This is a genomic window from Lentzea sp. NPDC005914 (genome assembly GCF_040629405.1).
Classification (GTDB): domain Bacteria; phylum Actinomycetota; class Actinomycetes; order Mycobacteriales; family Pseudonocardiaceae; genus Lentzea.
In genome coordinates this window covers 37,389-61,699 of sequence record NZ_JBEXVQ010000052.1, presented here as the reverse complement: position 1 = coordinate 61,699, position 24,311 = coordinate 37,389, and the positions used below count along the sequence as shown (strand labels likewise).

General features: G+C 68.8%; 29 protein-coding genes and 1 pseudogene. 12 read left to right on the top strand and 18 right to left on the bottom strand.

Annotated features, from left to right (window positions below):
• The first annotated feature begins 5 nt into the window (after positions 1-5).
• On the top strand, positions 6-461 hold the full coding sequence (locus tag ABZ345_RS43680; RefSeq protein WP_359861026.1) for a DUF2771 family protein: 456 nt from the start codon (positions 6-8) through the stop codon (positions 459-461).
• On the opposite strand, the gene ABZ345_RS43675 is transcribed toward ABZ345_RS43680, so the two are convergent.
• Complete coding sequence (locus tag ABZ345_RS43675; RefSeq protein WP_359861024.1) at positions 458-1,042, bottom strand: HD domain-containing protein; 585 nt, start codon at positions 1,040-1,042, stop codon at positions 458-460. The genes ABZ345_RS43680 and ABZ345_RS43675 overlap by 4 nt on opposite strands.
• 68 nt (positions 1,043-1,110) lie before the next feature.
• On the opposite strand from ABZ345_RS43675, the gene ABZ345_RS43670 reads away from it, so the two are divergent.
• A complete protein-coding gene (locus tag ABZ345_RS43670) occupies positions 1,111-1,395 on the top strand; it encodes a DUF2188 domain-containing protein (protein ID WP_359861022.1) in 285 nt (94 codons plus the stop codon).
• Between the two features lie 45 nt (positions 1,396-1,440).
• Here the strand turns inward: ABZ345_RS43670 and ABZ345_RS43665 are convergent, their stop codons facing one another.
• Positions 1,441-1,830 carry a cold-shock protein gene (locus ABZ345_RS43665; RefSeq protein WP_166045352.1) on the bottom strand — a complete coding sequence of 130 codons (390 nt, stop codon included), beginning with the start codon at positions 1,828-1,830 and terminating at the stop codon, positions 1,441-1,443.
• Between the two features lie 124 nt (positions 1,831-1,954).
• On the opposite strand from ABZ345_RS43665, the gene ABZ345_RS43660 reads away from it, so the two are divergent.
• Entirely contained in the window at positions 1,955-2,158 is a 204-nt protein-coding gene (locus ABZ345_RS43660; protein ID WP_359861020.1) for a hypothetical protein, read from the top strand.
• Here the strand turns inward: ABZ345_RS43660 and ABZ345_RS43655 are convergent.
• A complete protein-coding gene (locus ABZ345_RS43655; protein WP_359861018.1) occupies positions 2,130-2,747 on the bottom strand; it encodes an HAD hydrolase-like protein in 618 nt (205 codons plus the stop codon). The genes ABZ345_RS43660 and ABZ345_RS43655 overlap by 29 nt on opposite strands.
• A gap of 52 nt (positions 2,748-2,799) precedes the next feature.
• Between ABZ345_RS43655 and ABZ345_RS43650 the strand changes: the two genes are divergently transcribed.
• Together ABZ345_RS43650 and ABZ345_RS43645 are read left to right on the top strand one after the other, a co-directional pair.
• Positions 2,800-3,342 (top strand): TetR family transcriptional regulator, encoded by a 543-nt coding sequence (locus ABZ345_RS43650; protein WP_359861016.1) that lies wholly within the window; start codon positions 2,800-2,802, stop codon positions 3,340-3,342.
• 39 nt (positions 3,343-3,381) lie between these two features.
• The gene (locus ABZ345_RS43645) at positions 3,382-4,584 is read left to right on the top strand and encodes an Nramp family divalent metal transporter (RefSeq protein ID WP_359861014.1); all 1,203 of its coding nucleotides are present in this window, start codon (positions 3,382-3,384) and stop codon (positions 4,582-4,584) included.
• On the opposite strand, the gene ABZ345_RS43640 is transcribed toward ABZ345_RS43645, so the two are convergent.
• Positions 4,566-5,519 (bottom strand): Gfo/Idh/MocA family oxidoreductase, encoded by a 954-nt coding sequence (locus ABZ345_RS43640; protein ID WP_359861012.1) that lies wholly within the window; start codon positions 5,517-5,519, stop codon positions 4,566-4,568. The genes ABZ345_RS43645 and ABZ345_RS43640 overlap by 19 nt on opposite strands.
• A gap of 22 nt (positions 5,520-5,541) precedes the next feature.
• Here ABZ345_RS43640 and ABZ345_RS43635 point away from each other — a divergent pair, with 22 nt between their 5' ends.
• Complete coding sequence (locus tag ABZ345_RS43635; RefSeq protein WP_359861010.1) at positions 5,542-5,916, top strand: YccF domain-containing protein; 375 nt, start codon at positions 5,542-5,544, stop codon at positions 5,914-5,916.
• Positions 5,917-5,975: 59 nt separating this feature from the next.
• On the opposite strand, the gene ABZ345_RS43630 is transcribed toward ABZ345_RS43635, so the two are convergent.
• From ABZ345_RS43630 to ABZ345_RS43615, 4 genes are all read right to left on the bottom strand, one after another.
• Positions 5,976-6,368: a VOC family protein gene (locus tag ABZ345_RS43630; RefSeq protein WP_359861008.1), complete on the bottom strand. Its 393-nt coding sequence runs from the start codon at positions 6,366-6,368 to the stop codon at positions 5,976-5,978.
• Positions 6,369-6,499: 131 nt separating this feature from the next.
• Positions 6,500-8,095 (bottom strand): AMP-binding protein, encoded by a 1,596-nt coding sequence (locus ABZ345_RS43625; protein ID WP_359861006.1) that lies wholly within the window; start codon positions 8,093-8,095, stop codon positions 6,500-6,502.
• Positions 8,096-8,109: 14 nt separating this feature from the next.
• A complete protein-coding gene (locus ABZ345_RS43620) occupies positions 8,110-8,895 on the bottom strand; it encodes a metallophosphoesterase (RefSeq protein ID WP_359861035.1) in 786 nt (261 codons plus the stop codon).
• A gap of 71 nt (positions 8,896-8,966) precedes the next feature.
• Positions 8,967-9,851, bottom strand: coding sequence for an NmrA/HSCARG family protein (locus tag ABZ345_RS43615; RefSeq protein ID WP_359861004.1), 885 nt, complete (start codon positions 9,849-9,851; stop codon positions 8,967-8,969).
• Positions 9,852-9,934: 83 nt separating this feature from the next.
• On the opposite strand from ABZ345_RS43615, the pseudogene soxR reads away from it, so the two are divergent.
• Positions 9,935-10,429 (top strand): annotated as a pseudogene (gene soxR / locus ABZ345_RS43610) (redox-sensitive transcriptional activator SoxR).
• On the opposite strand, the gene ABZ345_RS43605 reads toward soxR, so the two are convergent.
• Positions 10,393-11,181 (bottom strand): HAD-IIA family hydrolase, encoded by a 789-nt coding sequence (locus ABZ345_RS43605; protein WP_359861002.1) that lies wholly within the window; start codon positions 11,179-11,181, stop codon positions 10,393-10,395. The pseudogene soxR and the gene ABZ345_RS43605 overlap by 37 nt on opposite strands.
• Positions 11,182-11,185: 4 nt before the next feature.
• On the bottom strand, positions 11,186-11,632 hold the full coding sequence (locus ABZ345_RS43600; RefSeq protein ID WP_359861001.1) for a MarR family transcriptional regulator: 447 nt from the start codon (positions 11,630-11,632) through the stop codon (positions 11,186-11,188).
• A gap of 115 nt (positions 11,633-11,747) precedes the next feature.
• On the opposite strand from ABZ345_RS43600, the gene moaA reads away from it, so the two are divergent.
• Both moaA and ABZ345_RS43590 read left to right on the top strand, forming a co-directional pair.
• Positions 11,748-12,806, top strand: a complete 1,059-nt coding sequence (gene moaA / locus ABZ345_RS43595) for a GTP 3',8-cyclase MoaA (RefSeq protein ID WP_359860999.1) — start codon at positions 11,748-11,750, stop codon at positions 12,804-12,806.
• Between the two features lies 1 nt (position 12,807).
• Positions 12,808-13,065, top strand: a complete 258-nt coding sequence (locus tag ABZ345_RS43590) for a MoaD/ThiS family protein (RefSeq protein WP_359860997.1) — start codon at positions 12,808-12,810, stop codon at positions 13,063-13,065.
• On the opposite strand, the gene ABZ345_RS43585 is transcribed toward ABZ345_RS43590, so the two are convergent.
• Positions 13,029-15,470: a tetratricopeptide repeat protein gene (locus ABZ345_RS43585; protein ID WP_359860995.1), complete on the bottom strand. Its 2,442-nt coding sequence runs from the start codon at positions 15,468-15,470 to the stop codon at positions 13,029-13,031. The two genes, ABZ345_RS43590 and ABZ345_RS43585, sit on opposite strands and share 37 nt — an antisense overlap.
• Positions 15,471-15,880: 410 nt before the next feature.
• Here ABZ345_RS43585 and ABZ345_RS43580 point away from each other — a divergent pair, with 410 nt between their 5' ends.
• Positions 15,881-16,528 (top strand): transglycosylase family protein, encoded by a 648-nt coding sequence (locus tag ABZ345_RS43580; protein WP_359860993.1) that lies wholly within the window; start codon positions 15,881-15,883, stop codon positions 16,526-16,528.
• Between the two features lie 97 nt (positions 16,529-16,625).
• On the opposite strand, the gene ABZ345_RS43575 is transcribed toward ABZ345_RS43580, so the two are convergent.
• The 5 genes from ABZ345_RS43575 to ABZ345_RS43555 all read right to left on the bottom strand — a co-directional run bounded on the left by ABZ345_RS43575 (position 16,626) and on the right by ABZ345_RS43555 (position 19,714).
• Positions 16,626-17,051 carry a molybdenum cofactor biosynthesis protein MoaE gene (locus ABZ345_RS43575; RefSeq protein WP_359860991.1) on the bottom strand — a complete coding sequence of 142 codons (426 nt, stop codon included), beginning with the start codon at positions 17,049-17,051 and terminating at the stop codon, positions 16,626-16,628.
• Positions 17,048-17,518: a MogA/MoaB family molybdenum cofactor biosynthesis protein gene (locus tag ABZ345_RS43570; RefSeq protein ID WP_359860990.1), complete on the bottom strand. Its 471-nt coding sequence runs from the start codon at positions 17,516-17,518 to the stop codon at positions 17,048-17,050. Before ABZ345_RS43570 ends, ABZ345_RS43575 begins: the two co-directional genes overlap by 4 nt.
• Entirely contained in the window at positions 17,515-17,988 is a 474-nt protein-coding gene (moaC, locus tag ABZ345_RS43565) for a cyclic pyranopterin monophosphate synthase MoaC (protein WP_359860988.1), read from the bottom strand. Before moaC ends, ABZ345_RS43570 begins: the two co-directional genes overlap by 4 nt.
• A 48-nt stretch (positions 17,989-18,036) precedes the next feature.
• Positions 18,037-19,419, bottom strand: a complete 1,383-nt coding sequence (locus tag ABZ345_RS43560; RefSeq protein ID WP_359860986.1) for an NAD-dependent malic enzyme — start codon at positions 19,417-19,419, stop codon at positions 18,037-18,039.
• 109 nt (positions 19,420-19,528) lie between these two features.
• The gene (locus tag ABZ345_RS43555) at positions 19,529-19,714 is read right to left on the bottom strand and encodes a hypothetical protein (RefSeq protein WP_359860984.1); all 186 of its coding nucleotides are present in this window, start codon (positions 19,712-19,714) and stop codon (positions 19,529-19,531) included.
• A gap of 85 nt (positions 19,715-19,799) precedes the next feature.
• On the opposite strand from ABZ345_RS43555, the gene ABZ345_RS43550 reads away from it, so the two are divergent.
• Together ABZ345_RS43550 and ABZ345_RS43545 are read left to right on the top strand one after the other, a co-directional pair.
• The gene (locus tag ABZ345_RS43550) at positions 19,800-22,052 is read left to right on the top strand and encodes a helicase-associated domain-containing protein (protein WP_359860982.1); all 2,253 of its coding nucleotides are present in this window, start codon (positions 19,800-19,802) and stop codon (positions 22,050-22,052) included.
• A 117-nt stretch (positions 22,053-22,169) separates the two neighbouring features.
• A complete protein-coding gene (locus ABZ345_RS43545; protein ID WP_359860980.1) occupies positions 22,170-22,823 on the top strand; it encodes a hypothetical protein in 654 nt (217 codons plus the stop codon).
• Between the two features lie 141 nt (positions 22,824-22,964).
• Here ABZ345_RS43545 and ABZ345_RS43540 read toward each other — a convergent pair whose 3' ends face one another.
• A complete protein-coding gene (locus ABZ345_RS43540; protein WP_093605474.1) occupies positions 22,965-23,570 on the bottom strand; it encodes an ATP/GTP-binding protein in 606 nt (201 codons plus the stop codon).
• On the bottom strand, positions 23,551-24,297 hold the full coding sequence (locus ABZ345_RS43535) for a DUF742 domain-containing protein (protein WP_359860978.1): 747 nt from the start codon (positions 24,295-24,297) through the stop codon (positions 23,551-23,553). Before ABZ345_RS43535 ends, ABZ345_RS43540 begins: the two co-directional genes overlap by 20 nt.
• Positions 24,298-24,311: the final 14 nt, after the last annotated feature.

Below are 24,311 nucleotides of genomic sequence, written 5' to 3'. Positions count from 1 at the left end.
CTGACGTGCGTCGACTTGCTTCTGTACTGGCCGCCAGCGTTCTCGTGCTGACCGGCTGCGGTCTCCCGCAGCACGATCCCGAGGTCACGTTCTACGCGAACGGCAAGGCCATCCGCGTCGAGCCGGCGGTCTACTGCGACATCGAGGGCGAGAACTGCGCGGAGAGGACCAAGCCGGCGAAGCTCAAGGTCCCCGCGGGCAAGGTCGTGCAGATCTCGGTGGACGGCCGGCTCGCCGACGGGATCTGGGAGGCCGTGTTCCTCTACCGGGACGCGGCGGGCAACGAGCAGACCACGGGCACCGGCCTGCTCGGCAAGGGCGAGGACTTCACCTACACCGTCTCCCTGCCGAACAAGACCGACCAACTGCTGGGCATCGAGATCCACGAGGCGGCCGCGGCGGTCCTCGAGACCGGCCAGCCGCTGCTGCGGGGCTACTGGGCGGTCGAGGTCTCCGCCTAACGCTTGCCGAACGCTTCCCACCACTCGCTGGGAACGATCCGCAGCGCTGAGTCCATCAAGGCCTTGCCGGTGTCGGTGACCACCGACGCCTGCATGGTCTGGATGAAGCGCTCCATCTTCGTGACCCCCGCGGCCTGGTACTCCCGCGCCTGCAGCAGGAGCTCCAGCTTGTCCGCGTCACGCGAGCAGCGCGCTTCCGGCGTGTGGTCGATGTCCTTGGCGGCCTCGTGCTCGGCCACCAACGCCTCGATGTGCGCGGCCAGCGGCGCCGGCAGGTGCTGAACCTGCTCCCGTGCCACGGCTTGCGGCGGCATCTTCACGTCGAGGTAGAGCTTGCCGACGTACGGGATGTCGCCGATCCGCGTCTCGGGCACGTCGTGGAACAGGCCCAGCGTCGCCGCCCGATCCGGGTTCGCGCCCTCCTGGACGGCGATCGCGTACGCCAGAACGCCCACCCGGAACGAGTGGGCGGCCACCGACTCGGGGTTCTGCACCCCGGCGAAGAGCCATCCCGCTCTGGGCAGGCGTTTGAGCTGGCCGACCTCGTAGACGAACTCGACGATCCTGTCAGCGTCAGACATGCGGCCCAGCTTGCCGGAGATCGACAAGCTTCGGGCACCTCGACCGCCGAGGCGTTGAGGGAGTCGTCGTGTCTGACGAAGACAGGCATGTCGTGCCCAGCGAGAACGGTGGATGGGACGTGCGTGCGCCAGGCGCACAACGCGCGAGCGCTCACACTGCGACGCAACGAGAAGCAATCGCGAGAGCCCGCCAGATCATGGCCAACACCGGCGGCGAGACCGTGATCCACGGCCGCGACGGCCAGATCCGCGCCAAGGACACGTCACCGAGCGGAAACGACCCAATCCGCCGAAGGACCAGCGGTAGGGCACACCTGCAGCTGACACGGAAACTGGACTTTCCCAGGTGCTGAAGCCGGGAAAGTCCGGTCTCTCACGTTCAGCGTGCCACGAGAAGTTTACGGATCGAGGTCCCGCGCCACCGCCCGGACGACCTCGGCGACGAGTTTCATCGTCTTCTTGTCGGACGGGTAGCGGCCGCGGCGCAGGTCGGGCTGCACCTTGTTCTCGAGGAGCTTGATCATGTCCTCGATCAGGCCGTGCATCTCCTCCGCGGGACGGCGGCGCGCCTCGGCGACGGACGGCGCCGGGTCGACCAGGCGCACGGACAGCGCCTGCGGCCCGCGGCGGCCTTCCGCCATGCCGAACTCGATGCGCTGGCCGGCTTTCAGGCCGTCGACGCCGGGAGGCAACGCCGCTTTGCGGACGTAGACGTCCTCGCCACCGTCCTGCGTGACGAATCCGAAGCCCTTCTCCGTGTCGTACCACTTGACCTTGCCGGTCGGCACCGCGCTCACCATTCCCTTACCTCTGCACAACGAACGCGCCCCAGGCGTACCCGAGACGCGTCTCACCAGAGTAGCCAGAAGACCTCGGGTAAGGCACCTCCGTTAGCGCGACTACCCTGCTCTTATGACCGTTCCGAAGATGTTGCCGCTGGCTGTCGGCCTGTTCGCCGTTGGCGTGCTGGCGATCATCACGGTCTTCGTGCTCTTCGCCACCGGCCACAGCGACCTGCCGGTGTGGCTGAACGTCGCCGCAACCTACCTGCCGGCCGTCGGGCTGGGGCTCGGGATCATCGCGGTGATCAGGAAAGCACGCCAGAAGAGGTCCTGAGCCAGTCCGGGAACTCGCGCAGGTCCTCCAGCACGACCGCGGCACCCGCCTCGGCCAGCTCAGCACGTGAACAAGGCCCGGTCACAACGCCGACTCCCAGCGCATCGGCGGCCAGAGCGCCCTTGATGTCGCCGACGTGATCACCCACGTAGACCGCCGCGCCGTGCAGCTTCAACGACTCCGACTTGCCCGTCGCCCACAGCTCGCCGTAGAGGTGGTCGACCTCCCAGCCGAGGGCTTCCAGGTGCAGCGCCGCGTTCTTGCGGTACTTGCCGGTGACGACGATCGTCTGGCCGCCCAGGTCCCGCACGCACTGCAACGCCTCCGCGGCTCCGGGCAGCGCAACGGTCGAGGGGATCACGACGTCCGGGTAGAGCGCGCGGAACAGCGTGATCATCTCCGGGATCTCCTGCTCGGGCACGCCCATCTCGCGGTAGGTCATGTCGAGGGGCGGGCCGAGGTTCGAGGCGAAGTGGTCGCCGTCCAGGTCGTGTCCGGTGCGGGCGCCCACCTCGTTCAGCACGGCTGCCATGCCCGGTCGCGGGTCGATGAGGGTCATGTCGAGGTCGAAGCCCACGGTGAACGGCACAAAATCCAACTCTACGTCTATACAAAAACGGTATCTGTGTAAAGCTGACAGCGTGAGCGACATCACCGAGCTCTTGTTGGACGCTGCCGCCGACCTGCTCGCCGTGCACGGGTTCCACGGTCTGCGCATGATCGAGGTCGCGAGTCGCGCCGGCGTGAGCAGACAGACCGTCTACAACGAGTTCGGCAACAAGGAGGGGCTCGTCCAGGCCGTCGCGGCCCATCAGACGGAGGAGTACCTCGCCGGGATCGTGACCCGGCTCAAGGAGAACCCCGATCCGTGGCAGGCCATGCGGTCGGCGTTCAGGTACACCTTCGAACGCACCGAGAAGGACCGGCTGGTCTCCGCGGTGCTGACCGGACAGGACGCGGAAGACCTGTTGCCGTTCCTCACGATTCGCGGGCATCCCGTGCTGTTCCACGCGACCGAGGTCGTCGAGCGGCACCTCACCGAGCACTTCCCCGGCAGGCACGTGCGGCTCACCGCGGAGACGACCGTGCGGCTCGCGCTGAGCCACCTGCTCATGCCGAGCGGCGATCTCGACGGCGCGATCGACGCCGTCGTCACAGTGGCTCGCGCCACGTTGGAGGCCTGACTCTCTTGTTGCAATAATATTGCAACAAGGGGGTGTGCGGTGGTCGCTGTCTCGGGACGCTTGCGCGCGGGCGCGGCGTTGCTCGGTCCGGCGTTCGTCGCCGCGATCGCGTACGTCGATCCCGGCAACGTGGCCACCAACACCGCGGCGGGCGCCCGCTACGGGTACCTGCTCGTGTGGGTGCTCGTCGGCGCGAACGTCATGGCGGGGCTCGTGCAGTACCTGTCGGCGAAGCTCGGCCTGGTCACCGGGAAGTCGTTGCCCGAGGCGGTGCGGGACCACCTGCCCCGCCCGGCGCGGCTCGCGTACTGGGGCCAGGCCGAGGTCGTGGCGATGGCGACGAACCTGGCCGAGGTGCTCGGCGGGGCGATCGCGCTGGCGTTGTTGTTCGACCTGCCGCTGCTGCTCGGCGGCGTGATCACCGGTGTCGTGTCGACGGTCTTGTTGCTGGTGCAGGACAAGCGCGGGCAGAAGCCGTTCGAGCGGGTGATCACGACGATGCTGGTCGTGATCGCGGTCGGGTTCGTGGCGGGGCTTTTCGTGTCGCCGCCGTCGGTTCCGGGGACGCTGAACGGCCTGGTGCCGCGGTTCGACGGTGCGGACAGCGTGTTGCTCGCGGCGGGCATGCTCGGCGCGACCGTCATGCCGCACGCGGTGTACCTGCACTCGGCGCTGGCGCGCGACCGGCACGGCAGGAACCCGTCGTTGCTCGGCACGACCAAGCTCGACGTGGTGCTCGCGATGGTGCTGGCCGGTGCGGTGAACATGGCGATGCTGCTGCTCGCGGCTTCTGCTCTGCAGGGTGCCGATGGCGTCGACACGCTCGAAGGAGCGCACGCGGCCGTGGCGGCGCAACTGGGTAGCGGGATCGCGCTGCTGTTCGCTTTGGGTTTGCTGGCTTCGGGTTTCGCGTCCACGGCCGTCGGTTGTTACGCGGGCGCCGTGGTGATGGACGGGCTGCTGCGCGTGCGGATTCCCTTGCTGGCACGACGAATCGTCACGTTGGTGCCGGCGTTGGTGATCTTGGCGTTCGGCGTCGACCCGACGTTCGCGTTGGTGCTGTCGCAGGTCGTGCTGTCGTTCGGCATCCCGTTCGCACTGATCCCGCTGGTGTGGCTGACCGCGCGCCGGTCCGTCATGGGTTCCTTCGTGAACCGGCGCTCGGTCACCGCTTCCGCCTGCATGGTGGCGTTCGCGGTGGTCGTGCTGAACGTGGCGTTGATCTACCTGACGGTGTCGTAGGAGACGCCGAGCTGGCGCAGGGCCTCCTCCATGATCCGCATGATCTCGAGCGTCGCCGACCACGGGATGTCGGGGTGCTGGACCGCGCGCTGACCGATCGTGATCTCGACCTCGTGGATCTGGTGCCGGTAGCCCATGTCCTCGGTCTCGTGCTCGATCCCGTTGATGATCACCTTGGTGGGGTTGTACATGGGGTCGACGATCTGGATCCTGCCCTCGGTGCCGACGATCTCCGCCGCACAGCCGAGGTCGGCGACGAGCGAGCAGCTCAGCAGAGCCTGCGCGCCGTTCTCGTAGCCGAGCAGGACCGAGGCGTCCGCGTCCACTTCGGACGGAGCGAGGCTGCCGTGCGCGTGGATCCGCGCCGGCACGCCCAGGAGCCGGTGCGCGAGTGAGATCGGGTAGACGCCGAGGTCGAGGATCGAGCCACCGCCCGCCTGCTTCGCCCACAGCCGGTCGTCGTCGTTGAACTCGTGCCGGAAGCCGAAGTCCGCGGTGATCGTCCGCACCTCACCGATCTCGCCGGCGGCGACGGCGTCGGCGACCTTGCGGATCAACGGGTTGACGCGCGTCCACATGGCCTCCATGAGGAAGAGGTTCGCGGACCGTGCCTTTTCGATCATCTCCTCGGCGTCGGCGACCGACAGCGCGAAGGCCTTCTCGCACAGCACGTGCTTGCCGGCGTCGAGCGCGGCGAGCGTGACCTCGTGGTGCTGGCCGTGCGGCGTGGCGACGTAGACGACCTCGACGTCCGGATCTTTCAGCAGTTCGCGGTAGTCGCCGTACGCGCGCTTGATGCCGAAACGCTCGGCAAACGCTTGCGCACGCGTGACGTCGCGCGAGGACACCGCGAGCACCTCGACGTCCGGCACCTTCAGCATGTCGGCGGTCACAGCTTGCGCGATTCCGCCGGTAGCGATCACACCCCACTTCATGAGGTGAGCCTAGATTGGATGTATGCGCCTCATCCTGAACGTGATCTGGCTGGTGCTCGCCGGGTTCTGGATGGCCGTCGGCTACGCGGTCGCCGGTCTCATCTGCTGCATCCTGATCATCACGATTCCGTGGGGCATCGCGTCGTTCCGCATCGCGAACTACGCGCTGTGGCCGTTCGGGCGCGAGGTGGTCGACAAGCCAGGCGCGGGCACGGGTTCGTTGCTCGGCAACGTCATCTGGATCATCGTCGCCGGCCTGTGGCTCGCGATCGGCCACGTCCTCACCGGCATCGCGCTGTGCGTGACGATCATCGGCATCCCGCTCGGCGTCGCCAACTTCAAGCTGGTGAAGGTCTCGCTGGTGCCGCTGGGCAAGGAGATCGTCGACGTCCCGTGAGGGTCCCCCGCTCCTCGTCGGGGGCGGGGAGCGGGAGACCTCTCATCGAGCACGCGCGGTCAGGCGTCGTCGCCCAACAGCTCGTGCAGGCACAGGATGTTGCCCTCGGTGTCGTGGAACCAGGCCGCGCGCTCGGTGCCCATCACCGCGATGTGGTTGACGGTCTTGAAGTCGGGCAGGTCGTAGTCCTCGAAGCGCACGCCCTTGCCCTCGAGCTCGCTGATCTCGTCCTCGAGGTTCGGCACCTCGAAGCTGAGCACCGTGTGACCCGTCTGCGCGCCCTTCTCCGCAGGCATCAGGCCCAGCGCGTCGCCCTGGCCGAGCTCGAAGATCCGCGTGCCGTCCGGGGCCGTGGTGACGGGCTTGAGGCCGAGCATGTCCGCGTAGAAGCGGCCGGCGCGCTCGGAGTCTTCGACGGGCAGCATCGTCGTGGTCTTGATGGCGGTGAGCATGGGCGCCTCCTTCGGCGGAATCCACCGATGTTGCGCGCGTCACACTCAGTTGGCAAGAGGACATTCACCCCTTCGTGACCTGCGACGATTGTTGATCCGCGAGACGATTTCGCTCCGTGAACGCACGACCTCTAGGCGTGCTCGGTGCTGTCGTCGAGGCTCAGCAGCTCCACGGCCCTGGCCCGCATCTCGACCTTGCGGATCTTGCCCGTGACCGTCATCGGGAACTCGTCCACCACGTGCACGTACCGCGGGATCTTGTAGTGGGCGAGCTTGCCGGTGCAGAACTCGCGCACGTCCGAGGCGGTCAACGGCTCTGCGCCCTCGCGCATGCGGACCCAGGCCATGAGCTCCTCGCCGTAGCGAGCGTCGGGCACGCCGATCACCTGGGCGTCGAGCACGTCGGGGTGCGTGTAGAGGAACTCCTCGATCTCGCGCGGATAGATGTTCTCGCCGCCGCGGATGACCATGTCCTTGATGCGCCCGGTGATGTTCACGTAGTCGTCGTCATCCATCACAGCGAGGTCGCCGGTATGCATCCAGCCCGCCTGGTCCACCGCCTCGGCCGTTTTCTCGGGCTCGTTCCAGTAGCCGAGCATGACGGAGTAGCCCCGCGTGCACAGCTCCCCCGGCATCCCACGCGCAACCGTGAGGCCCGTTTCCGGGTCTACGATCTTGACCTCGAGATGGGGACCGACCCGCCCGACCGTCCCAACACGACGGTCGAGTGAGTCGTCGACGCGGGTTTGCGTTGACACAGGGGAGGTTTCGGTCATGCCGTAGCAGATGGAGACCTCGCGCATGCCCATGCGTTCGACGACCTGCTTCATGACCTCGACCGGGCACGGCGAGCCCGCCATGATGCCCGTCCTCAGACTGCTCAGGTCGTAGCCGTCGATCAGGTCGAGCATGGCGATGAACATCGTGGGCACGCCGTACAACGACGTGCAGCGCTCTTCCTGAACCGCCGCAAGGGTTGCGGCCGGGTCGAACGCCGGTGCGGGGATCACGACGCACGCGCCGTGGCTGGTGGCGGCGAGGTTGCCCATCACCATGCCGAAGCAGTGGTAGAACGGCGGGACCACGCAGATGCGGTCCTCCTCGGTGTAGCTGATCAGCTCACCGACGAAGTACCCGTTGTTGAGGATGTTGTGGTGCGAAAGCGTTGCGCCCTTGGGAAACCCGGTCGTGCCGGACGTGTACTGGATGTTGATCGGGTCGTCGCGGCCCAGCTCGACGTCGGGGATCTCGGTTCCGGTCCACTGTGGATCGTCGACGAACACCACGTTCCGAAGAGCAGCACACCGCGGTTGGACCTCGGCGATCATCGCGGCGTAGTCGGAGGTCTTGAACGTCCGCGCGGCGACCAGCGTGTGGATGCCCGCCTGGTTCAGCACGTACTCCAGCTCGTGCACCCGGTACGCCGGGTTGACGTTGACCAGGATCGCGCCGATCCGGGCGGTGGCGTACTGCACGAAGACCCACTCCGCGCAGTTCGGCGCCCAGATGCCGACCCGGTCTCCCTTGCGCACACCGAGCGAGTGCAGCCCGGCGGCGGCCCGGTCGACCTCGGCCGACAGCTCCGCGTACGTCCACCGTCGATCTGTGGCCTTGTCGACAAGTGCCTCGCGGTCACCGAAGCGCGCGACGGTCGCGGCGAAGTTCGCGTGGATCGTGTCGCCCAGCAGCGGGGCGGCGGACGTGCCCGAGGAGTAGCTGGCGGTCATCCACCAGACGGTAGTCAGGCTTGCGCGTATGGCAAGGGGACGACCAGGCACGGACCGCCGCTGTACAGGCCCGCGTCGATCGCCAGGACCTTGTCGTCGGCGTAGACCAGAGGCCCGTCGATCTGCTCCGGCGGCACCCCGAGTTGATCGGCGATGACGCTGTGGCCGTGCACGATCGTGGTGCCGCCGAGGGTCGCGAGCAGCTCGTCCGCGATTTCCGGGCCCTGCGGACCGCGGAACGCGTACCGGGTCGTCATCTTGCGCCAGCACTCCCACCAGTCGACGAGATCGTCGCCCTTGAGCACCTGGCGGACGGCCTCGTTGACTTCTTCGATCGAGGCCCCCCATTCGAGGTAGGCCACGGTGTCGGAGTGCATCAGCAGGTGGTCGTCGCGCAGCTTCAGCACCGGACGAGAGGTCAGCCACTCGACGTGCTCGTCGGTCAGCCGGTCCTGGTCGCTGCGCAGCCCGCCGTTGAGCAGCCAGCTGCGCGCGAACGACCGCGGCCCCGCGCTGTCGGGCACCTGCTCGTCGCCGAAGCGGTGCATGCCGAGCAGCAGCACCTCGTGGTTGCCGATCAACGAGTTGACCGACCCACCGGCCTCGGCCGCCTCGTCGCCGAGGCGCATGACCAGGTCGATCACGCCGACACCGTCGGGGCCGCGGTCCACGAAGTCGCCGAGGAACCACAGCTCGGACTCGCCGCCGGTCCAGTGCCCCTCCTCGTCGCACAGTTCGGCGACGTGCAGGGCTCTGGTCAGCTCAGCGAGGTGCCCGTGCACGTCGCCCACGACGTACATCGAGCGTCGATCCGTGTCCACGACCGCGACGATAGGTGATTTGTCCTCGTGCGTCAGTGGTCAGGTGCGGTTCATGCCGTCGCCGGGTGCCGAAGGACGCGGTCCCAGTCGATCGTCCGGGCCCAGTCGGCATAGCTGTGCCAGGCGACATCGGGGTGCTCGGCGTGCAGGGTCTCGATGTCGAGGAAGTCGGTGTTGTCCTCGAACCGCCCGAACATGTCGGCGATCTCGTCCCCTGCCCACTGGCGGACCTGGTCCAACGGCATCTGCCGGTAGGGGATCTCGCGGCCGAGCACGTCGCCGAGGATCCGGGCCGCCTGCTCGCCGGTGACCCGGTCGGAGGCGAGGTCGATCCGCTTGCCGGCGAACCGGTCCGGCTGTTCGACGGCGAGCACGGCGAGGCCCGCGATGTCGAGGACGGTGACCTGGTCCAGCGGCTTGCCCGCGGAGAGCGGGTTGGCCAGGACGCCGTCGGTGAGACGGCTGAAGCCGACGTTGAGCACGTTCTCCATGAAGTACACCGGCCCGAGCACGGTCGCCCGGACCTGCTGATCACGCAGATGGGCCTCCACGAGCTGCTTGCTGTCGGCGTGGTCGATGTCGGTCGCGGCCATCCGGTCGGCACCGCGCACCGAGGAGTAGACGAGGTGCGCGCCGGTCTTCGCGGCGACGTCGACCAGGAGTCGGCCCTGGGCGACCTCCTCGTCCTTCCCGCCGGACCCGAACGGCACCGACAGCCCGAAGATCGCGTCGACGCCTCTGGCTGCGCCGGCGAGCGCCTCGGAGTCGGCCAGGTCGCCGGTGACCAGTCGTGCGCCGGCGGTGGACAGTGCGAGCGCGGACGGCGACTCGGGCGAGCGCACGTAGGCGGTGACGTCGTGGCCGTGGTCGAGCAGCAGCTCGGCGACGGCGCCGCCCTGCCTGCCGGTGGCGCCGATGACGAGAACGGAGGTCACGGATGCTCCTTGATCGCGTTGGGTGAACGAACGCGATCCTCTGGCCTCAACTTTGGTTGAGGTCAAGTGCTACGTTCCCGCCCATGCCGAGGGCCCGCACGACGTTCCACGAGCTCACCGTCGGACAGGTCGCCGAACGCAGCGGTGTCGCCATCTCCGCACTGCACTTCTACGAGTGAAAAGGCCTCATCCGCAGCACCCGCACGACCAGCAACCAGCGCCGCTACAGCCGGGACACCCTGCGCCGGGTCGCCTTCATCCGGACGTCCCAGAACGTCGGCATCCCGCTGGCGACGATCCGGGAAGCCCTGGACCAGCTGCCCAGCGAACGCACCCCGACCCGCGAGGACTGGACGCACCTGTCCACCGGGTGGCGCGTCATCCTCGACGCACGCATCGCCCAGTTGCACGCGCTGCGGGACACCCTCGACGACTGCATCGGCTGCGGCTGCCTCTCACTGCGGACGTGCCACCTGAGGAACCCGCGCGACGTGCTGGGCCGCGAAGGCCCCGGTGCACGCCGCCTGCCGCCGTCCGAACGTCAGCCGTCCCACTCGCCGAACGGGTCCTGGGAGTGACCGACCAGCTCGGCGATCGACTTGAGGACGCGCGTCGGCCGGTACGGGTACATCTCGGCGTGCTCGGCGGTGAAGATCCCGGAGAGCACGAGGATCGTCGACAGGCCCGCCTCCAGGCCCGAACGCACGTCCGTGTCCATCCGATCGCCGATCATGAGAGCGTTCTCCGAGTGCGAGCCCAGCGCGCGCAGGGCCGAACGCATCATCAACGGGTTCGGCTTGCCGACGTAGTAGGGCTCACGTCCGGTGGCGCGCTCGATCAACGCCGCCACGGCGCCGGTCGCGGGCAGTGAGCCCTCGCGGGACGGGCCGGTCGCGTCCGGGTTGGTCGCGATGAACTTCGCGCCCTCCTCGACCAGGCGGATGGCCTTGGTGATCGCGGTGAAGCTGTAGGTGCGGGTCTCGCCGAGCACCACGTAGTCCGGGTCGCGGTCGGTCAGCACGTAGCCGATCTCGTGCAGCGCGGTGGTGAGGCCGGCCTCGCCGATCACGAACGCCGAGCCGTTGGGGCGCTGCGAGTCGAGGAAGCGGGCCGTGGCCAGCGCGGACGTCCAGATCGACTTCTCCGGGATGTCCAGGCCGGTGCGCTGCAGACGCGCGCGCAGGTCCCGTGGCGTGTAGATGGAGTTGTTCGTGAGCACCAGGAACGGGGTCTCGGAAGCGCGCAGCTCCGCGACGAACTCGTCAGCGCCGGGGATCAGGTGCTCTTCGTGAACCAGAACACCGTCCATGTCCATCAAGTAGTGCCACATGGATCTAAGTATCAATGACGCGCTTGCGGAACGTCTCGACCTGGAGCTTGAGATAACGCTCGATCACCTGAAGTTCATCGTCGCGGAAGTGGCTGAGCACCTCCACGAGGCTGTCCCGCGCCGCCTCGAAGAGGTGGCCGTACTTCTGGAACTCGGCAGGCGTGAGCTCGACGAGGACCTTGCGCCGGTCGTGCGGGTCGCGGACGCGGCGGACGAACCCGGCCCGTTCCAAACGGTCGATCACGCCCGTGACCGCACCGGTCGAGAGGCCGGAGAGCTCCGCGAGGCGACCGGCGGTGAGCGGGCCGTTCGCCCTGGACGCGAAGTCGAGGCACTTCTCGTCGGTCGCGGACAGGCCCATCTCGCCCGCCACCCTGGAGTGGAACATCACGGTCATCGCGCTGATCTCGCGCATGTACCAGGTGAACCTCTCGAGCGCCTCGGGTTCCATGTTGAACATCTTAGCCACTAAGACAATTCCTTGTGACAGTGCTCCAAACGGGCGGAACGTGAGAAACCCTATTTGTAGCGTCATCCACAAGAGGATGTTCATTACTCTTGTTGGGGTGACAGCAGTGGACTTGGGACTACCGATCGTGCGCGGCACGCCCGACGCGTCCGCACGACCTGACTCGCCGCTGCTCGTCGACAGGTTCGGCAGGGTCGCGAAGGACCTCCGCGTGAGCCTCACCGACCGCTGCAACCTGCGCTGCACCTACTGCATGCCCGCCGAGGGCCTCGACTGGCTGCAGAAGGACGAGCTGCTCAGCGACGCCGAGCTGATCCGCCTCATGCGGATCGCGGTCGTCGACCTCGGCGTCACGGACATCCGCTTCACGGGCGGCGAGCCGTTGCTGCGACGCGGCCTGGAGCACGTCATCGCCGCGACCGCCGAGCTGGAGCCCCGTCCGCGCATGTCGATGACGTCGAACGGCATCGGGCTGTCCCGGCGCGCCCAGTCGCTGAAGGACGCCGGCCTGAACCGGATCAACGTCTCGCTCGACACCCTCGACCCCGACCGGTTCGCCACGCTGACCAGGCGCGACCGCATCACGGACGTGCTGGACGGCCTGGACGCCGCCCGCGAGGCGGGCCTGGAGCCGGTGAAGGTCAACTCCGTGCTGCTGCGCGGGGTCAACGAGGACGAGGCCGTCCCGCTGCTGCGGTTCTGCGTCGAGAACGGCTACCAGCTGCGGTTCATCGAGCAGATGCCGCTCGACCCGCAGCACGGCTGGACGCGCACGAACATGGTCACGGCCGACGAGATCCTCACGATGCTCTCGTCCGCCTACACGCTCACGCCGGAGGAGACCCCGCGCGGTGGAGCGCCGGCCGAACGCTGGCTCGTCGACGGCGGCCCGTCGGTGGTCGGCGTGATCGCGTCGGTGACCAGGCCGTTCTGCGCCGCCTGCGACCGCACCCGGCTCACCTCGGACGGCCAGATCCGCAACTGCCTGTTCAGCCAGACCGAGACCGACCTGCGGGCGCTGCTGCGCGACGGCAGCCCCGACGAGGCGATCGCCGACGCCTGGCGTGCCACGATGTGGGCCAAGGCGGCAGGCCACGGCATCAACGACGCGGGCTTCCACCAGCCCGACCGTCCCATGAGCGCAATCGGAGGCTGAAGTGACTGCGGTCAAGATCCGCTACTTCGCGGGGGCGAGGGCGGCGGCCGGGATGGCCGATGAGGACCTGCTGCTCGACTCCTCCGAACCCACCGTGGCACTCGTGGTGAGCACTATCGGCGAACGGCACGGTTCGCAGCTCGGCAAGGTCCTCGCCGCGTCCAGCTTCCTGCTGGACGGCGTCGCGGTGCGCGACACGTCCGTGCGTGTGCCGGCGGGCTCTCAGCTGGACGTGCTGCCGCCGTTCGCGGGCGGCTGAGCGAGCTTCCGCTCCCACGCCCGGCGTCCTGTCACGCGGGCCAGCTCCAGCGCGCCCAAGCGGCACCGTTCCGCTTCCCGCACCTCGCCCATGTCCCGGTGGATCTCGGCCAGTTCGGCCAGCACGGGCACCTGCCAGACGCGCAGCTGCCCGCGTTCGGCCGCGGTGACGCCCTCGACGGCGTGCGCGAAGGCGTCGCTGAGGTGCCCGAGCGCGCGGTGAGCCACGGCGAGACCGGTCAGCGCGCCGACCTCACCTCGCAGAAAGCCGACTTTGCGGCACAGTTCGAGCGCCTGCTGGTGGTGCGTCACCGCCTCTTCGAACCGGCCCTGCGCGCACGACGCCCGTCCGATGGTGTTGAGGGCGTCGCACTCCGACTTCGGGTCGCCGCTCTCGATCGCCAGCTCGAGTGAGCGGCGGGCACCTGCCTCCGCCTCGGCGAAACGGCCGCGTTCCAGGTCCAGCGACGCTTGGGTGTCGAACGTGCGGAGGATGAACACGGCTCCCAGCGACCGGTCGTCGAGCATCGGCGTGAGCGCGTCGAGGTGCTCGGCGGCGCGATCTATGTCGCCGACGAGGAGGTTGCCGTCGGCGAGGTGCCCTTCGGCGAACGCGACGCCGCGCGGGATGCCCTGCTCGACCGACAGCCTCGCGACCTTCTCGGCGTAAGAGATGCCGAGGTCGAGCGGCCCGAGGTCCATGTAGATGCCGCTGAGGTTGTAGAGCGCCGGCGGGACCTCCCCCATGATCTGCAACGCCTCGCTCAGTGCGCCGGCAGCGGCGGTGAGGCGGCCGTACTCCCAGTTCACGATGCCGAGGTTGATCAGCAACGCACCCAGCACCTGCTCGTCGCCGAGCGCCCTGGCGACCTCCACGGCCGCCTCGAACTCGGTCAGCGCCTCCGCGAACTGGCCACCGCGCCAGTGCGCGAGGCCGAGCGAGCCTCGCATGGTGGCCTCGGCGGTGCGGTCCCGGTGCTGCCTGGCCGCGCGCAGTGCTGTCTGAGCCGTGGCGACCCAGTCGACGAGATGGCTGTGGAAGTAGAAGTAGGCCCGCATGGCGTCGGCGAGCTGCCACGTCACCGGCTGGTCCGCAGCCGCGAAGATCGCCGCCACGACGCCCGCCCGTTCGGAGTCCAGCCAGGCGAGCGCCGCGGACGTGTCCGACAGGTCGTGCCGGGGCACGTCGTCCGCGATCGGCGGCAACGGCAACCTGCTGAACTCCGGGTGCACTGCGCGGCCCGCCGCGTCCGCGTTGACGAGGTAGTAGTCGTGCAGACGGCCGAGCTCGGGCTCCCCGAGCCGCATCGCATATATACGGAGCAGATCATGCAGGGAGTACCTGTCCTCCGCGCGTTGCACGAGGTTCGCGTCGACGAGCTGTCCGAGCGGTTCCGCCACGTCCTCGCCGAGCAACGCGGTCGCACCGCCCGCACCGAAGTCCGGCCCCGGCACATGCCCGAGCAGCCGGAACAACCGTTGTGCCGTCAGGGATTGCGCGCGATAGGAGAGGTCGAAGGTCGCCCACACCGCCGCATCGCCCTCGATCTCCAACGCGCTCAGCCGGTCGTCGCCGCGCAGCTCGGTCAGGTAGTCGGGCAGGTGGCCGTCCGCGACGTTCGCCGCGGCGATCCGCAACGCCAGCGGCAGGTGCCCGCACAGCCGCGCCAGCTCGGCCCGTTCGGTTCGGCTGCCTCCGATGTCCAGGTGTGCCAACAGGTCCTGCGCCTCGCCGTGGTCGAAGACGCCGATCCTGATCTGTTCGTACTCGGGCAGGTCGGTGCGACTGGTGACGATCACCTTCGTGCGCTGGCCGCCCGGCAGGAGCGGGGCGAGCAGCTCGCGGGTGGCGTTGTCGATCACGACCAGGACGGCGCGATCAGCGGTCATCTGTTGGTACAGCTCGGTTTGCGCGGCCAGATCGACCGGGATCTCCTCGGCGCCGAGCGCGCGCAGGAACCGCGACACGGCCTGCTCCGGCGTGACGGGTGGGGTCGGTGAGAACGCGCGGAGGTTCACGTACAGCTGCCCGTCGGCGAACCGCTCGCTCAGCCGGTGGGCGAGGTGGACGGCCAGCGACGTCTTGCCGACACCGGGCGGCCCGGTGATCGCCAGCACCGGTGCCGCCGAGCCGAGGGCCGCGGCGATCTCGCCGGCGCGGCCGACGAAGTCCGGGAGGTCTGCCGGCAACTGGCGGGGGCCGGGCTTGCGGATCACGAGCCGGTAGCCGGACGGCTCGGTGACGACCTGGTCGGTCGCGCGCAGCCGTTGCACGAGGTTGCGCAGCGCACCCTTGGGGTTCGACGGCTTGTCGGCACCCCAGACGGTGTCGATCAGATCGTCGAACGACACCGGCTGACCGGGTGTGGCGGCCAGTGCCGCGCGCAACTCGTCGATCCTCCCCATGGAGTTGATCGTAGGGAGTCCCCCGACCGTGAGCAGCGTGTCTCCGATGGCCGAAACCACGTGAGCCACGCCTCACTTTCCGTAATAGATCTCGGTCGATCTCAGAACGGATACGGACCGATAACGACGGTTCTGAGCTGCGGTTTTGTAGCTTCTGCACAACGTGTCAGAACGTTACTGTGATGCGCATCACAGCTTGATACGTTTGGTGAGGGCTCTGCCGGTTACGTACCGTCGCTCCTCGGCTGGCCCCGACCGGCCACGAGCACGACCGGAGAACCAGCACCGAACCCAGTCCGAGGGTTCTCCGGAACAACCCCGAGCGAGAGATACCGCCGGACTGGGACGCAGGAACGCACCGGGCCCCGAACCCGAGTTCCTGGCCGCAGGTGTGGTGGACCGAGAGGCACATGGCTTTCAACCGAGGCAACAAGGGCAAGCAGAGTTCCGCCGCTCGCACTATCGCCAAGGTCGCGGCTGTCGGCATCATCGCCGGCGCCCCTCTGGGCTTGGCCGTTGGCACCGCCAGCGCCGCCCCTGGAATGGACTGGGACGCACTCGCGCAGTGCGAGGCCAGTGGCAACTGGGCCGCCAACACCGGCAACGGCTTCTACGGCGGCCTGCAGTTCACTCAGCAGACCTGGAATGGCCACGGCGGCGTGGGCAACCCCGCCAACGCCTCCCGTGAGCAGCAGATCGCTGTCGCGGAGCGCGTGCTCGCGGGCCAGGGCCCCGGCGCGTGGCCGTCGTGCAGCAAGCGCATCGGCGCCTACGTGGGCAAGACCGCGCCGGCCCCGAAGCAGCAGGCGCAGCCGCAGCGCAAGGCTGCGCCGCAGCAGCGCACCGCCGCTGCCCCGGTGCAGCAGGCGCCGGTCGTCGCCCTCGCGGGTTCGACGTCGAACCCCAGCGGCAACTACGAGATCAAGGCCGGCGACACGCTGTCCAAGATCGCCGACGAGAACAAGGTCGCCGGCGGCTGGCAGGCCATCGTGGAGAAGAACAAGGACTTCCTCACGAACCCGGACCTGATCTTCCCGGGCGCCAAGATCCTGATCTGAGGATCGGACGAGTGACGGTCGGCCCGCAGAGTTCGGGCTGACGCAGGACCAGGGATCTCACCGTTACCCCCCGACGGTGAGGTCCCTGCCTGCGTTTTCAGGGGCAGTTGACCCATTCGTCCTTGCCGTCTGAGAAGACCTGGCGCTTCCACACCGGCAAGCGTGCTTTGACCTCGTCCACCAGGTCCGTGCACAGGCTGAACGCTTCTTTTCGGTGTTCCGCGGCCACCGCGCAGGCCAAAGCCACGTCGCCGATCTTCAGCGGGCCCACCCGGTGCGAGACCGCGATGCCGTGCACGCCGGAGTACTTCTCGGCCAGCGACTCGACCACCTCGGCCACGATGTCGCTCGCGGTGGGGTGGGAGTGGTACTCGAGCTCGAGGACGGAGCGGCCGCCGTCGTGGTCGCGGACCACGCCGGAGAAGGTGACGATCGCGCCTGCCCGGTCCGAGGTGACCAGGGCTTCGTGTTCGGCTACCGAGAGGGGTTCCTCGGTTACGACTGCCCTCAGGACGACACTCATTTGTGGTCACCTCCGCGCAACTGGTCCAGGGCATGTTCTACGACGGTGGAGAGCACGTCCAGGCCGTCCCGGACTCCGCCGGTCGAGCCCGGCAGGTTGACGATCAGGGTTCGGCCCGCGACACCGGCGACGCCGCGGGACAGCACGGAGCCGGGCACTCGGGGCCAGCCGGACATGCGGATGGCGTCGGCCAGGCCCGGGACCTCGTAGTCCAGGACCGCGCGGGTCGCCTCCGGGGTGCGGTCGGTCGGGTTGATGCCGGTGCCGCCGGTGGTCAGGACGAGATCCGCGCCCTCGGACACCGCCGAGCTCAAAGCCTCGCGGACGGGCTCGCCGTCCGGGACGACGACCGGGTCGGACACCGTGAAGCCGCGTTCGGTGAGCCAGGTGACGATGATCGGGCCGCTGCGGTCGGAGTACACGCCCGCCGCCGCTCGGTTGGAGGCGGTGACGACCACTGCCTTCACGGACGCTCCCACAGGCCCGACTTGCCGCCTTCCTTGCGTTCCACCCGGACCGCGTCCAGGGTGGCGGCCGGGTCCACGGACTTGACCATGTCGTGCAGGGTCAGGCCCGCGACGGAGACCGCGGTCAGGGCTTCCATCTCGACGCCCGTGCGGTCGGTGGTGCGGACCGTGGACGTGATGAGCACGGCCGAGTCGGCCAGTGCCAGGTCCACGACCACCGACGACAACGAGATCGGGTGGCAGAGGGGAACGAGCTCCCAGGTGCGTTTGGCGGCCATGATGCCCGCGATCCGGGCGGTCGCCAGGGCGTCGCCCTTGGGCAGGCCGTCCGAGCCGAGCAGTTCGACCACCTCGGCGGTCGTGTGCAGGATTCCGGTGGCCACGGCCGTCCGGGTGGTCTGCTCCTTGCCTGAGACGTCGACCATGCGGGCCGCGCCTTGTGAGTCCAGGTGGGTGAACTGCTTGGTCATACCGAGATCGTATGCCTGGTCCAAGGCGACGGCCCGTGTCCAAATCCTCTAGGAGGTCGCCGCTTTCCGGACTGCTTCGGCCACGGCCGGAGCAACCGTGTTGTCGAAGACCGACGGGACGATGAACGACGCGTTGAGGCGGTCGCCGTCCACCACGTCGGCGATGGCCTGCGCGGCGGCCAGCAGCATCGCGTCGGTGATGGTCCGGGCGTGCGCGTCCAGCAGACCGCGGAACACGCCGGGGAACGCCAGCACGTTGTTGATCTGGTTCGGGAAGTCCGAGCGGCCAGTGGCCACGACGGCGGCGTGCTGCTGGGCCTCCATCGGGTCGATCTCCGGGTCCGGGTTGGCCAGGGCGAACACGATGGCGTCCTTGGCCATGGTCGCGACCTGCGCGGCGCCGAAGAGGTTCGGGGCCGAGACGCCGATGAAGACGTCTGAGCCGACGAGGGCGTCGTGCAGGCGGCCGGACTGGTTGTCCTTGTTGGTCGTGGCCGCGATGGACTTCAGGTTCGAGTCCAGGCCCGGGCGGTCGCGGTGCACGATGCCGTCGACGTCCACGGCGATGATGTCGCCGGGCTCCTGGGCCTGCAGCAGCCGGATGATCGCGGAGCCGGCGGCGCCGACACCGCAGACCGTGATGCGGCAGTCCTTGATGTCCTTCTTCACGACGCGCAGGGCGTTGCGCAGGGCGGCGACGACGACGATCGCCGTGCCGTGCTGGTCGTCGTGGAAGACCGGGATGTCGAGCTTCTCGCGCAGGCGGGCCTCGATCTCGAAGCAGCGGGGCGCGGAGATGTCCTCGAGGTTGATGCCGCCGTACACGGGAGCGATGAGCTCGACCGCGCGGATGATCTCCTCGGTGTCCTGGGTGTCCAGGCAGACCGGCCAGGCGTCGACGCCCGCGAACTTCTTGAACAGGGCCGCCTTGCCCTCCATCACCGGCAGCGCGGCGGCGGGACCGAGGTTGCCCAGGCCCAGCACGGCCGAACCGTCGGTGACGACGGCGACGGTGTTGCGCTTGATGGTCAGGCGGCGAGCGTCGTCCGGGTTCTTGGCGATCGCCTCGCACACGCGGGCCACACCCGGCGTGTACGCGCGGGAGAGGTCGTCACGGTTGCGGAGCGGCACCTTCGACGCGATCTCGATCTTGCCGCCGAGGTGCACCAGGAACGTGCGGTCCGACACCTTGCGGACGACGATGCCGGGCAACGTCTCCAGCGTGTCGGTGATGTCCTTCGCGTGGTTTGCGGAAAGGGCGTTGCAGGTGAGGTCGATGACGACGCGGTCGTTGTGCGACTCCACGACGTCGAACGCCGTGATCACCCCGCCCGCGCGGCCGACCGCCGTCGTGAGGTCACCCGCGGCGCTCGCTGACGGCGGCGCCTCCAGGCGAACGGTGATCGAGTACCCAGGGCCGGGGACCGGCATCGTCTTCCTCCCACGAAGTGCAGCTCAAGCGGGAAGTGAGCCTATCCCCGGGCCCTTTGCGGTACTCACGCGACTCGACAGTCTTAAGACCTGCCTGACAAACGGAGAGTCAGGACTTGTTGATCTCGGTGACCGGGTGCGTGTAGCCGAGGTCCTCCGCCGACAACGGGAACGTCACCGTGCCGAACGGGGAGAGCGCACCCTGCGTGTCGCTGGTCAGTTCGGTGACGGGGTGGCCGCCGTCCGGGCCCTCCGGCCAGTGCGGGTCGACCCGTCCAGGGCGTCCTTTCGCCACGTTCTCCTCCTCGGTGATGCCCAATGACGCGACAAGTGTGACAGAGCACGATGAGTTCTCCACCGGCCCATATACCGTGGTGAGAATGTCCGGCATCACTCTCGCCGACTGGCTGCGCGCGCAGGACGACGCCGCTCTGGTGGCACTGCTGCGCGCGCGTCCTGACCTGGCAACGCCCCCACCTGCCGATATGTCCGTGCTCGCGACACGGGTCGGCACCAGGGCGTCGATCGCGCGCGCCTGCGAGGACCTCGACACGTTCACGCTGGCCGTGCTCGAAGGCCTGGTCGTGCAGGGTGCGGACGCCGAGCCCGTGGCCTTGGCCACACTCGCGGCGGTGCTCGGACCGGACGTGAAGCCCAAGCCGCTCAAGCTCGCCGTCACGAGGCTGAGGTCCCTCGCGTTGTTGTGGGGCGACGAGGACGCGATGTCGGTCCCTCCGGTCACGCGGGAGGCGTTCGGCACGTATCCCGGCGGGCTGGGCCGGTCGACCGGGCAGTCCTACGACCTTCACGGCATCACCGAGGGCGAGCAGCGGGTCCTGCAGAAGCTCGCCGCCGGGCCTCCCATCGGCGACACCAAGGACGCCTCGCGGGTCGTGCCGCTCGACAAGGCCGAGACGCCGGTGCAACGCCTCCTCGCGCGCGGCCTGCTGCTGCGGCGCGACCCCGGCACCGTCGAGCTGCCCCGGGAGATCGCGCTCCAGTTCCGCGGTGAACGGCCGCTCGGCCCGATCCAGGCCACCGAGCCCAAGCCGAAGACGAGCACGCTCCAGCAGTCCAGCATCGACGCCACGGGCGGCGGTGAGGCGCTCGAGCTCGTCCGGCACGTCGAGAACCTGATCTCGAGCTGGTCGGCCGAACCGCCCGCGGTGCTGCGGACCGGCGGGCTGGGTGTCCGCGAGCTGCGCAAAGTCGCGAAGGACCTCGACGTCGACGAACGCCGCGCCGCGCTGCTGATCGAGCTGGTGGTCGGCGCCGACCTCGCCGCGAACACCGAGGCCGCGGAGCCCGAGTGGGTCCCGACGACCAAGGCCGACGTGTGGCTCGCCGCGACCGCCGAGGTCCGCTGGGCCACGATCGCGCACGCCTGGCTGGAGCTGCCGAGGCTGCCCGCGCTGATCGGCCGCCGCGACGAGAAGGACAGGCTCTTCACCCCGCTCACCGACGAGATCCGCCGCGCGCAGGCACCGCGCGACCGGCGGTGGATCCTCGACGCGCTGGCGGCGTTCCCCAAGGGCACGGCGATCACGAACCCGGCCGACCTGGCCGCACTGCTCGGCTGGCGGGCACCGCGCCGGGGCGGACGGCAGCGCGACGAGCTGGTGCGCTGGACGATCGAGGAGGGCACCGCGGTGGGCGTGCTGGCGCTGGGCGCGATCACCAGCGCGGGCCGCGTGCTGCTCGACGAGGGCCCCGGCCACGCCGCCAAGTCGCTCGGGGACGCGCTGCCGGCCCCGCTCGACCACGTGCTGGTGCAGGCCGACCTCACCGTGATCGCGCCCGGCAGGCTCGAGCCGGAGCTCGCGGACGAGCTGGCGCTCGTGGCGAACGTCGAGTCGGCGGGCAGCGCGACGGTCTACCGGATCAGCGAGACCACGGTCCGCCGGGCGCTCGACGCCGGACGCACCGCCGATGAGCTGCAGGAACTCTTCAAGATCCGCTCACGCACGCCCGTACCGCAGTCGTTGAGCTACCTGATCGACGACGCCGCACGAAGGCACGGCAGGCTGCGGGGTGGCGCCGCCGGCTCGTTCCTGCGGTGCGACGACCCGGTGCTGATCAGCGAGGTGCTCGCGCACCCCGAGGCCGCGCGGCTGGAGCTGCGCCGGATCGCCCCGACCGTGCTGGTCAGCCCGTTGCCGCTGGCGGACGTGCTGGACGGGCTGCGCTCCGCGGGGTTCGCCCCGGCGGCGGAGGGTCCCGACGGCCAGGTCCTCGACCTGCGACCGGGCGGGCGCCGGACCACGCCGCGGCAGCGGACCGCCCGCAAAGTCGCGTCACCCGCTGTGCAGGCCGACGAGCGGTTGGGTGAACTCGTCCGGCTGGTCCGGGCGGGAGATCGTGCCGCCGCGACACCACGGGGTGAACGCATCGCCGTCCCCGGACACCTGGGCGCCGGGCCGTCCGCCACCCTGTCGTTGCTCCAGCAGGCCGCACGGGCGCGACGGAGAGTGCTCGTCGGGTTCGTCGACTCCCACGGCACGGCCGCACAGCGCGTGATCGAGCCGCACGTGGTCGGCGGGGGTGTGCTCGAGGGCTACGACCACAGCTACGGAGAGGTGCTCAGGTTCCCTCTGCATCGCATCACGTCCGCCGCATTGGTCGACGAGGGCTGACGCTCGGTCATCCCCCGTTAGATCCGCACGTCCACCCTTACGTGGCTGGTCAGCGACCTAGCGTCGAGTGGCGTGAGCGTTTCACGACGCTCCCTCGACGAAGGAGGAGCAGCGCAAATGGCCATCACCCGGTGGGCGCGAACAGCAGTCCTCACCGCAACGGCTTTGGCGTTCGCCTTGCCGTTCACAACAGGAACAGCGCAGGCCGACCCGATCATCGAGATCTTGGCGGACAACAACGTCAACGTGACCGTCGGCGCCTACAACAACAACGTGGACTCGATCCCGGTCAGCCTGGGTGCGGGCGCGAGCCTCAACACGGGCAGCGGCATCACGCTCGACCTCGACTCCAACGAGGGCATCCAGCTCGCGATGGACGTCGCCCACGCGTCGGTCTGGGCGGACGCGTCGGTCGGCGTTCCGTTCACGCACATCGGCGTCGACGCCTCCGCCGCAGCAACGGTCGACGCACCCGCGGTGGCTGTCGCCGTCGCGCCACCACCGGCCGCTGAACCCGAGGTGGCCGCGCCGCCCGCACCCGCGGTGGCCGCACCTCCGGCACCTCAGGCAGCGGAGCCTGAGGCGGCACCGGTGCTCGAAGCCGCCGTCACCGTCACCGACGACACGGCGGCGTTGACCGACGACCCCAAGGGCGACGACGAAGACGACGACTGCCCCGACGAGGCCGGCCCGTCGGGCTGCCCCAACATCACCGCTCTGGGAATCCTCAGCGTCTGCCTGCTGCCGAACCTGATCCAGCTGCACATCTGACGAGCTGCGCACCATGCGGAGAGGAGGCCATCAGGACGAGGTGACCCGGATCTGATCAGACCGCAACGACGAGGCGAGCGCCGCACCCGAAGGTGGCGCTCGCCTCGTCTCACGTTGTGCGGTTGTCCCCGGTGAAGGAGATCAGCCGGCGCGGACGGACATCCACTGGCGCATCGCGTGCTCCACCAGTGTGATGAGCGTCTGCTTCGTCGACTGCCGGTTCCGGGCGTCACACGTCACGATCGGCACGGACTCGTCGATCGTCAACGCCTCGCGGACGTCCTCCAGCCTGTGGTGGAGGAGGCCGTCGAAGCAGTTGACACCCACGACGTACGGCAGCTGCCGGTCGTCGAAGAAGTCGATCGACGCGAACGCGTCGGCGAGACGGCGGGTGTCGACCAGCACGATGGCGCCGATGGCACCCCGCACCAGGTCGTCCCACATGAACCAGAACCGGTGCTGACCCGGCGTACCGAAGAGGTACAGGATCAGGTCGCTGTCGAGCGACACGCGGCCGAAGTCCATCGCGACCGTCGTGGTGACCTTGTTCGGCGTGGCGGAGAGGTCGTCCACCCCCGCGCTGGCCTCGGTCATCACCGCCTCGGTGGTCAACGGGACGATCTCGGACACCGAGCCGACGAACGTCGTCTTGCCCACACCGAAGCCACCCGCCACCACGATCTTGGCAGACGTCGTCGGCTTCCGTGCGCCCTCGGCGCCCTGGGGACTAGAGCTTGCGAAGCCCACTGAGCACCCTCTCCAGGAATTCCATGGAAGGCCGGTCCCCCACGACCAGACCGCCCTGGTGAATCAAAACCAATCCCATGCTTGCCATGTCGCCGATCAACACCCGCACGACGCCAAGAGGCAAGCGTAGGAGTGCCGCGACCTCGGCCACCGACCGCGTGTCCACGCACAGCCCGCAGATCGACCTGTGCTCAGGCAGAACCGCGGCATCCCGTTCGAGGCCACGCTCGCTGGTCGAGATCAGCGCCTCGATCGCAAGGTCGTAGTCGGGTCGTGTGCGTCCACCGGTACGCGTGTAAGGCCGCACCAGTGAACCCGAGTCCGCAGAAGAAGTTTCCTCCGGACGCACAGCGAACTGCGCACCGGTGCTGTACACCGGCTGCGGCCCGGTGGTGTACGGCAGCTGTTCCGGCACGGCGTCCGGCATCTCGTGCTGGCCGAAGAGGTCCGCACCGGGGCCACCGAACAACCCGGTGCCGTACCCGTCGATGTCGAACCGGTTCGGCACGTCGTCGTACGGATACGACGACGAGTCATCCACCTCACGCTGAGACATATCGCCTAGCCCTTGCCCTGTAACCCGCTCATCGTGGGGTGCGTCCTCGGCTTCCTCTGGTTCTTGGGGTATCGCGTCAGGCTCGTCGAACTGGAACCCACCAGCGGCCCACTCCTGGTAGTTGAAGTTCCTACCGAAGCCCCGGCCTCTAGCGCCAGATCTGCCAGCCATTTGTTCTCACCCCT

Coding starts and splice junctions, on each gene's coding strand:
- moaC (WP_359860988.1), bottom strand. CDS start 17,988: ATGACCAAGCAGTTCACCCACCTGGACTCACAAGGCGCGGCCCGCATG.
- ABZ345_RS43640 (WP_359861012.1), bottom strand. CDS start 5,519: ATGAAGTGGGGTGTGATCGCTACCGGCGGAATCGCGCAAGCTGTGACC.
- ABZ345_RS43550 (WP_359860982.1), top strand. CDS start 19,800: ATGTCCGGCATCACTCTCGCCGACTGGCTGCGCGCGCAGGACGACGCC.
- ABZ345_RS43675 (WP_359861024.1), bottom strand. CDS start 1,042: ATGTCTGACGCTGACAGGATCGTCGAGTTCGTCTACGAGGTCGGCCAG.
- ABZ345_RS43660 (WP_359861020.1), top strand. CDS start 1,955: ATGACCGTTCCGAAGATGTTGCCGCTGGCTGTCGGCCTGTTCGCCGTT.
- ABZ345_RS43575 (WP_359860991.1), bottom strand. CDS start 17,051: ATGAGTGTCGTCCTGAGGGCAGTCGTAACCGAGGAACCCCTCTCGGTA.
- ABZ345_RS43620 (WP_359861035.1), bottom strand. CDS start 8,895: ATGTACGTCGTGGGCGACGTGCACGGGCACCTCGCTGAGCTGACCAGA.
- ABZ345_RS43580 (WP_359860993.1), top strand. CDS start 15,881: ATGGCTTTCAACCGAGGCAACAAGGGCAAGCAGAGTTCCGCCGCTCGC.
- ABZ345_RS43545 (WP_359860980.1), top strand. CDS start 22,170: ATGGCCATCACCCGGTGGGCGCGAACAGCAGTCCTCACCGCAACGGCT.
- ABZ345_RS43625 (WP_359861006.1), bottom strand. CDS start 8,095: ATGACCGCCAGCTACTCCTCGGGCACGTCCGCCGCCCCGCTGCTGGGC.
- ABZ345_RS43560 (WP_359860986.1), bottom strand. CDS start 19,419: ATGCCGGTCCCCGGCCCTGGGTACTCGATCACCGTTCGCCTGGAGGCG.
- ABZ345_RS43585 (WP_359860995.1), bottom strand. CDS start 15,470: ATGGGGAGGATCGACGAGTTGCGCGCGGCACTGGCCGCCACACCCGGT.
- ABZ345_RS43535 (WP_359860978.1), bottom strand. CDS start 24,297: ATGGCTGGCAGATCTGGCGCTAGAGGCCGGGGCTTCGGTAGGAACTTC.
- ABZ345_RS43605 (WP_359861002.1), bottom strand. CDS start 11,181: ATGTGGCACTACTTGATGGACATGGACGGTGTTCTGGTTCACGAAGAG.
- ABZ345_RS43630 (WP_359861008.1), bottom strand. CDS start 6,368: ATGCTCACCGCCATCAAGACCACGACGATGCTGCCCGTCGAAGACTCC.
- ABZ345_RS43635 (WP_359861010.1), top strand. CDS start 5,542: ATGCGCCTCATCCTGAACGTGATCTGGCTGGTGCTCGCCGGGTTCTGG.
- ABZ345_RS43600 (WP_359861001.1), bottom strand. CDS start 11,632: ATGGAACCCGAGGCGCTCGAGAGGTTCACCTGGTACATGCGCGAGATC.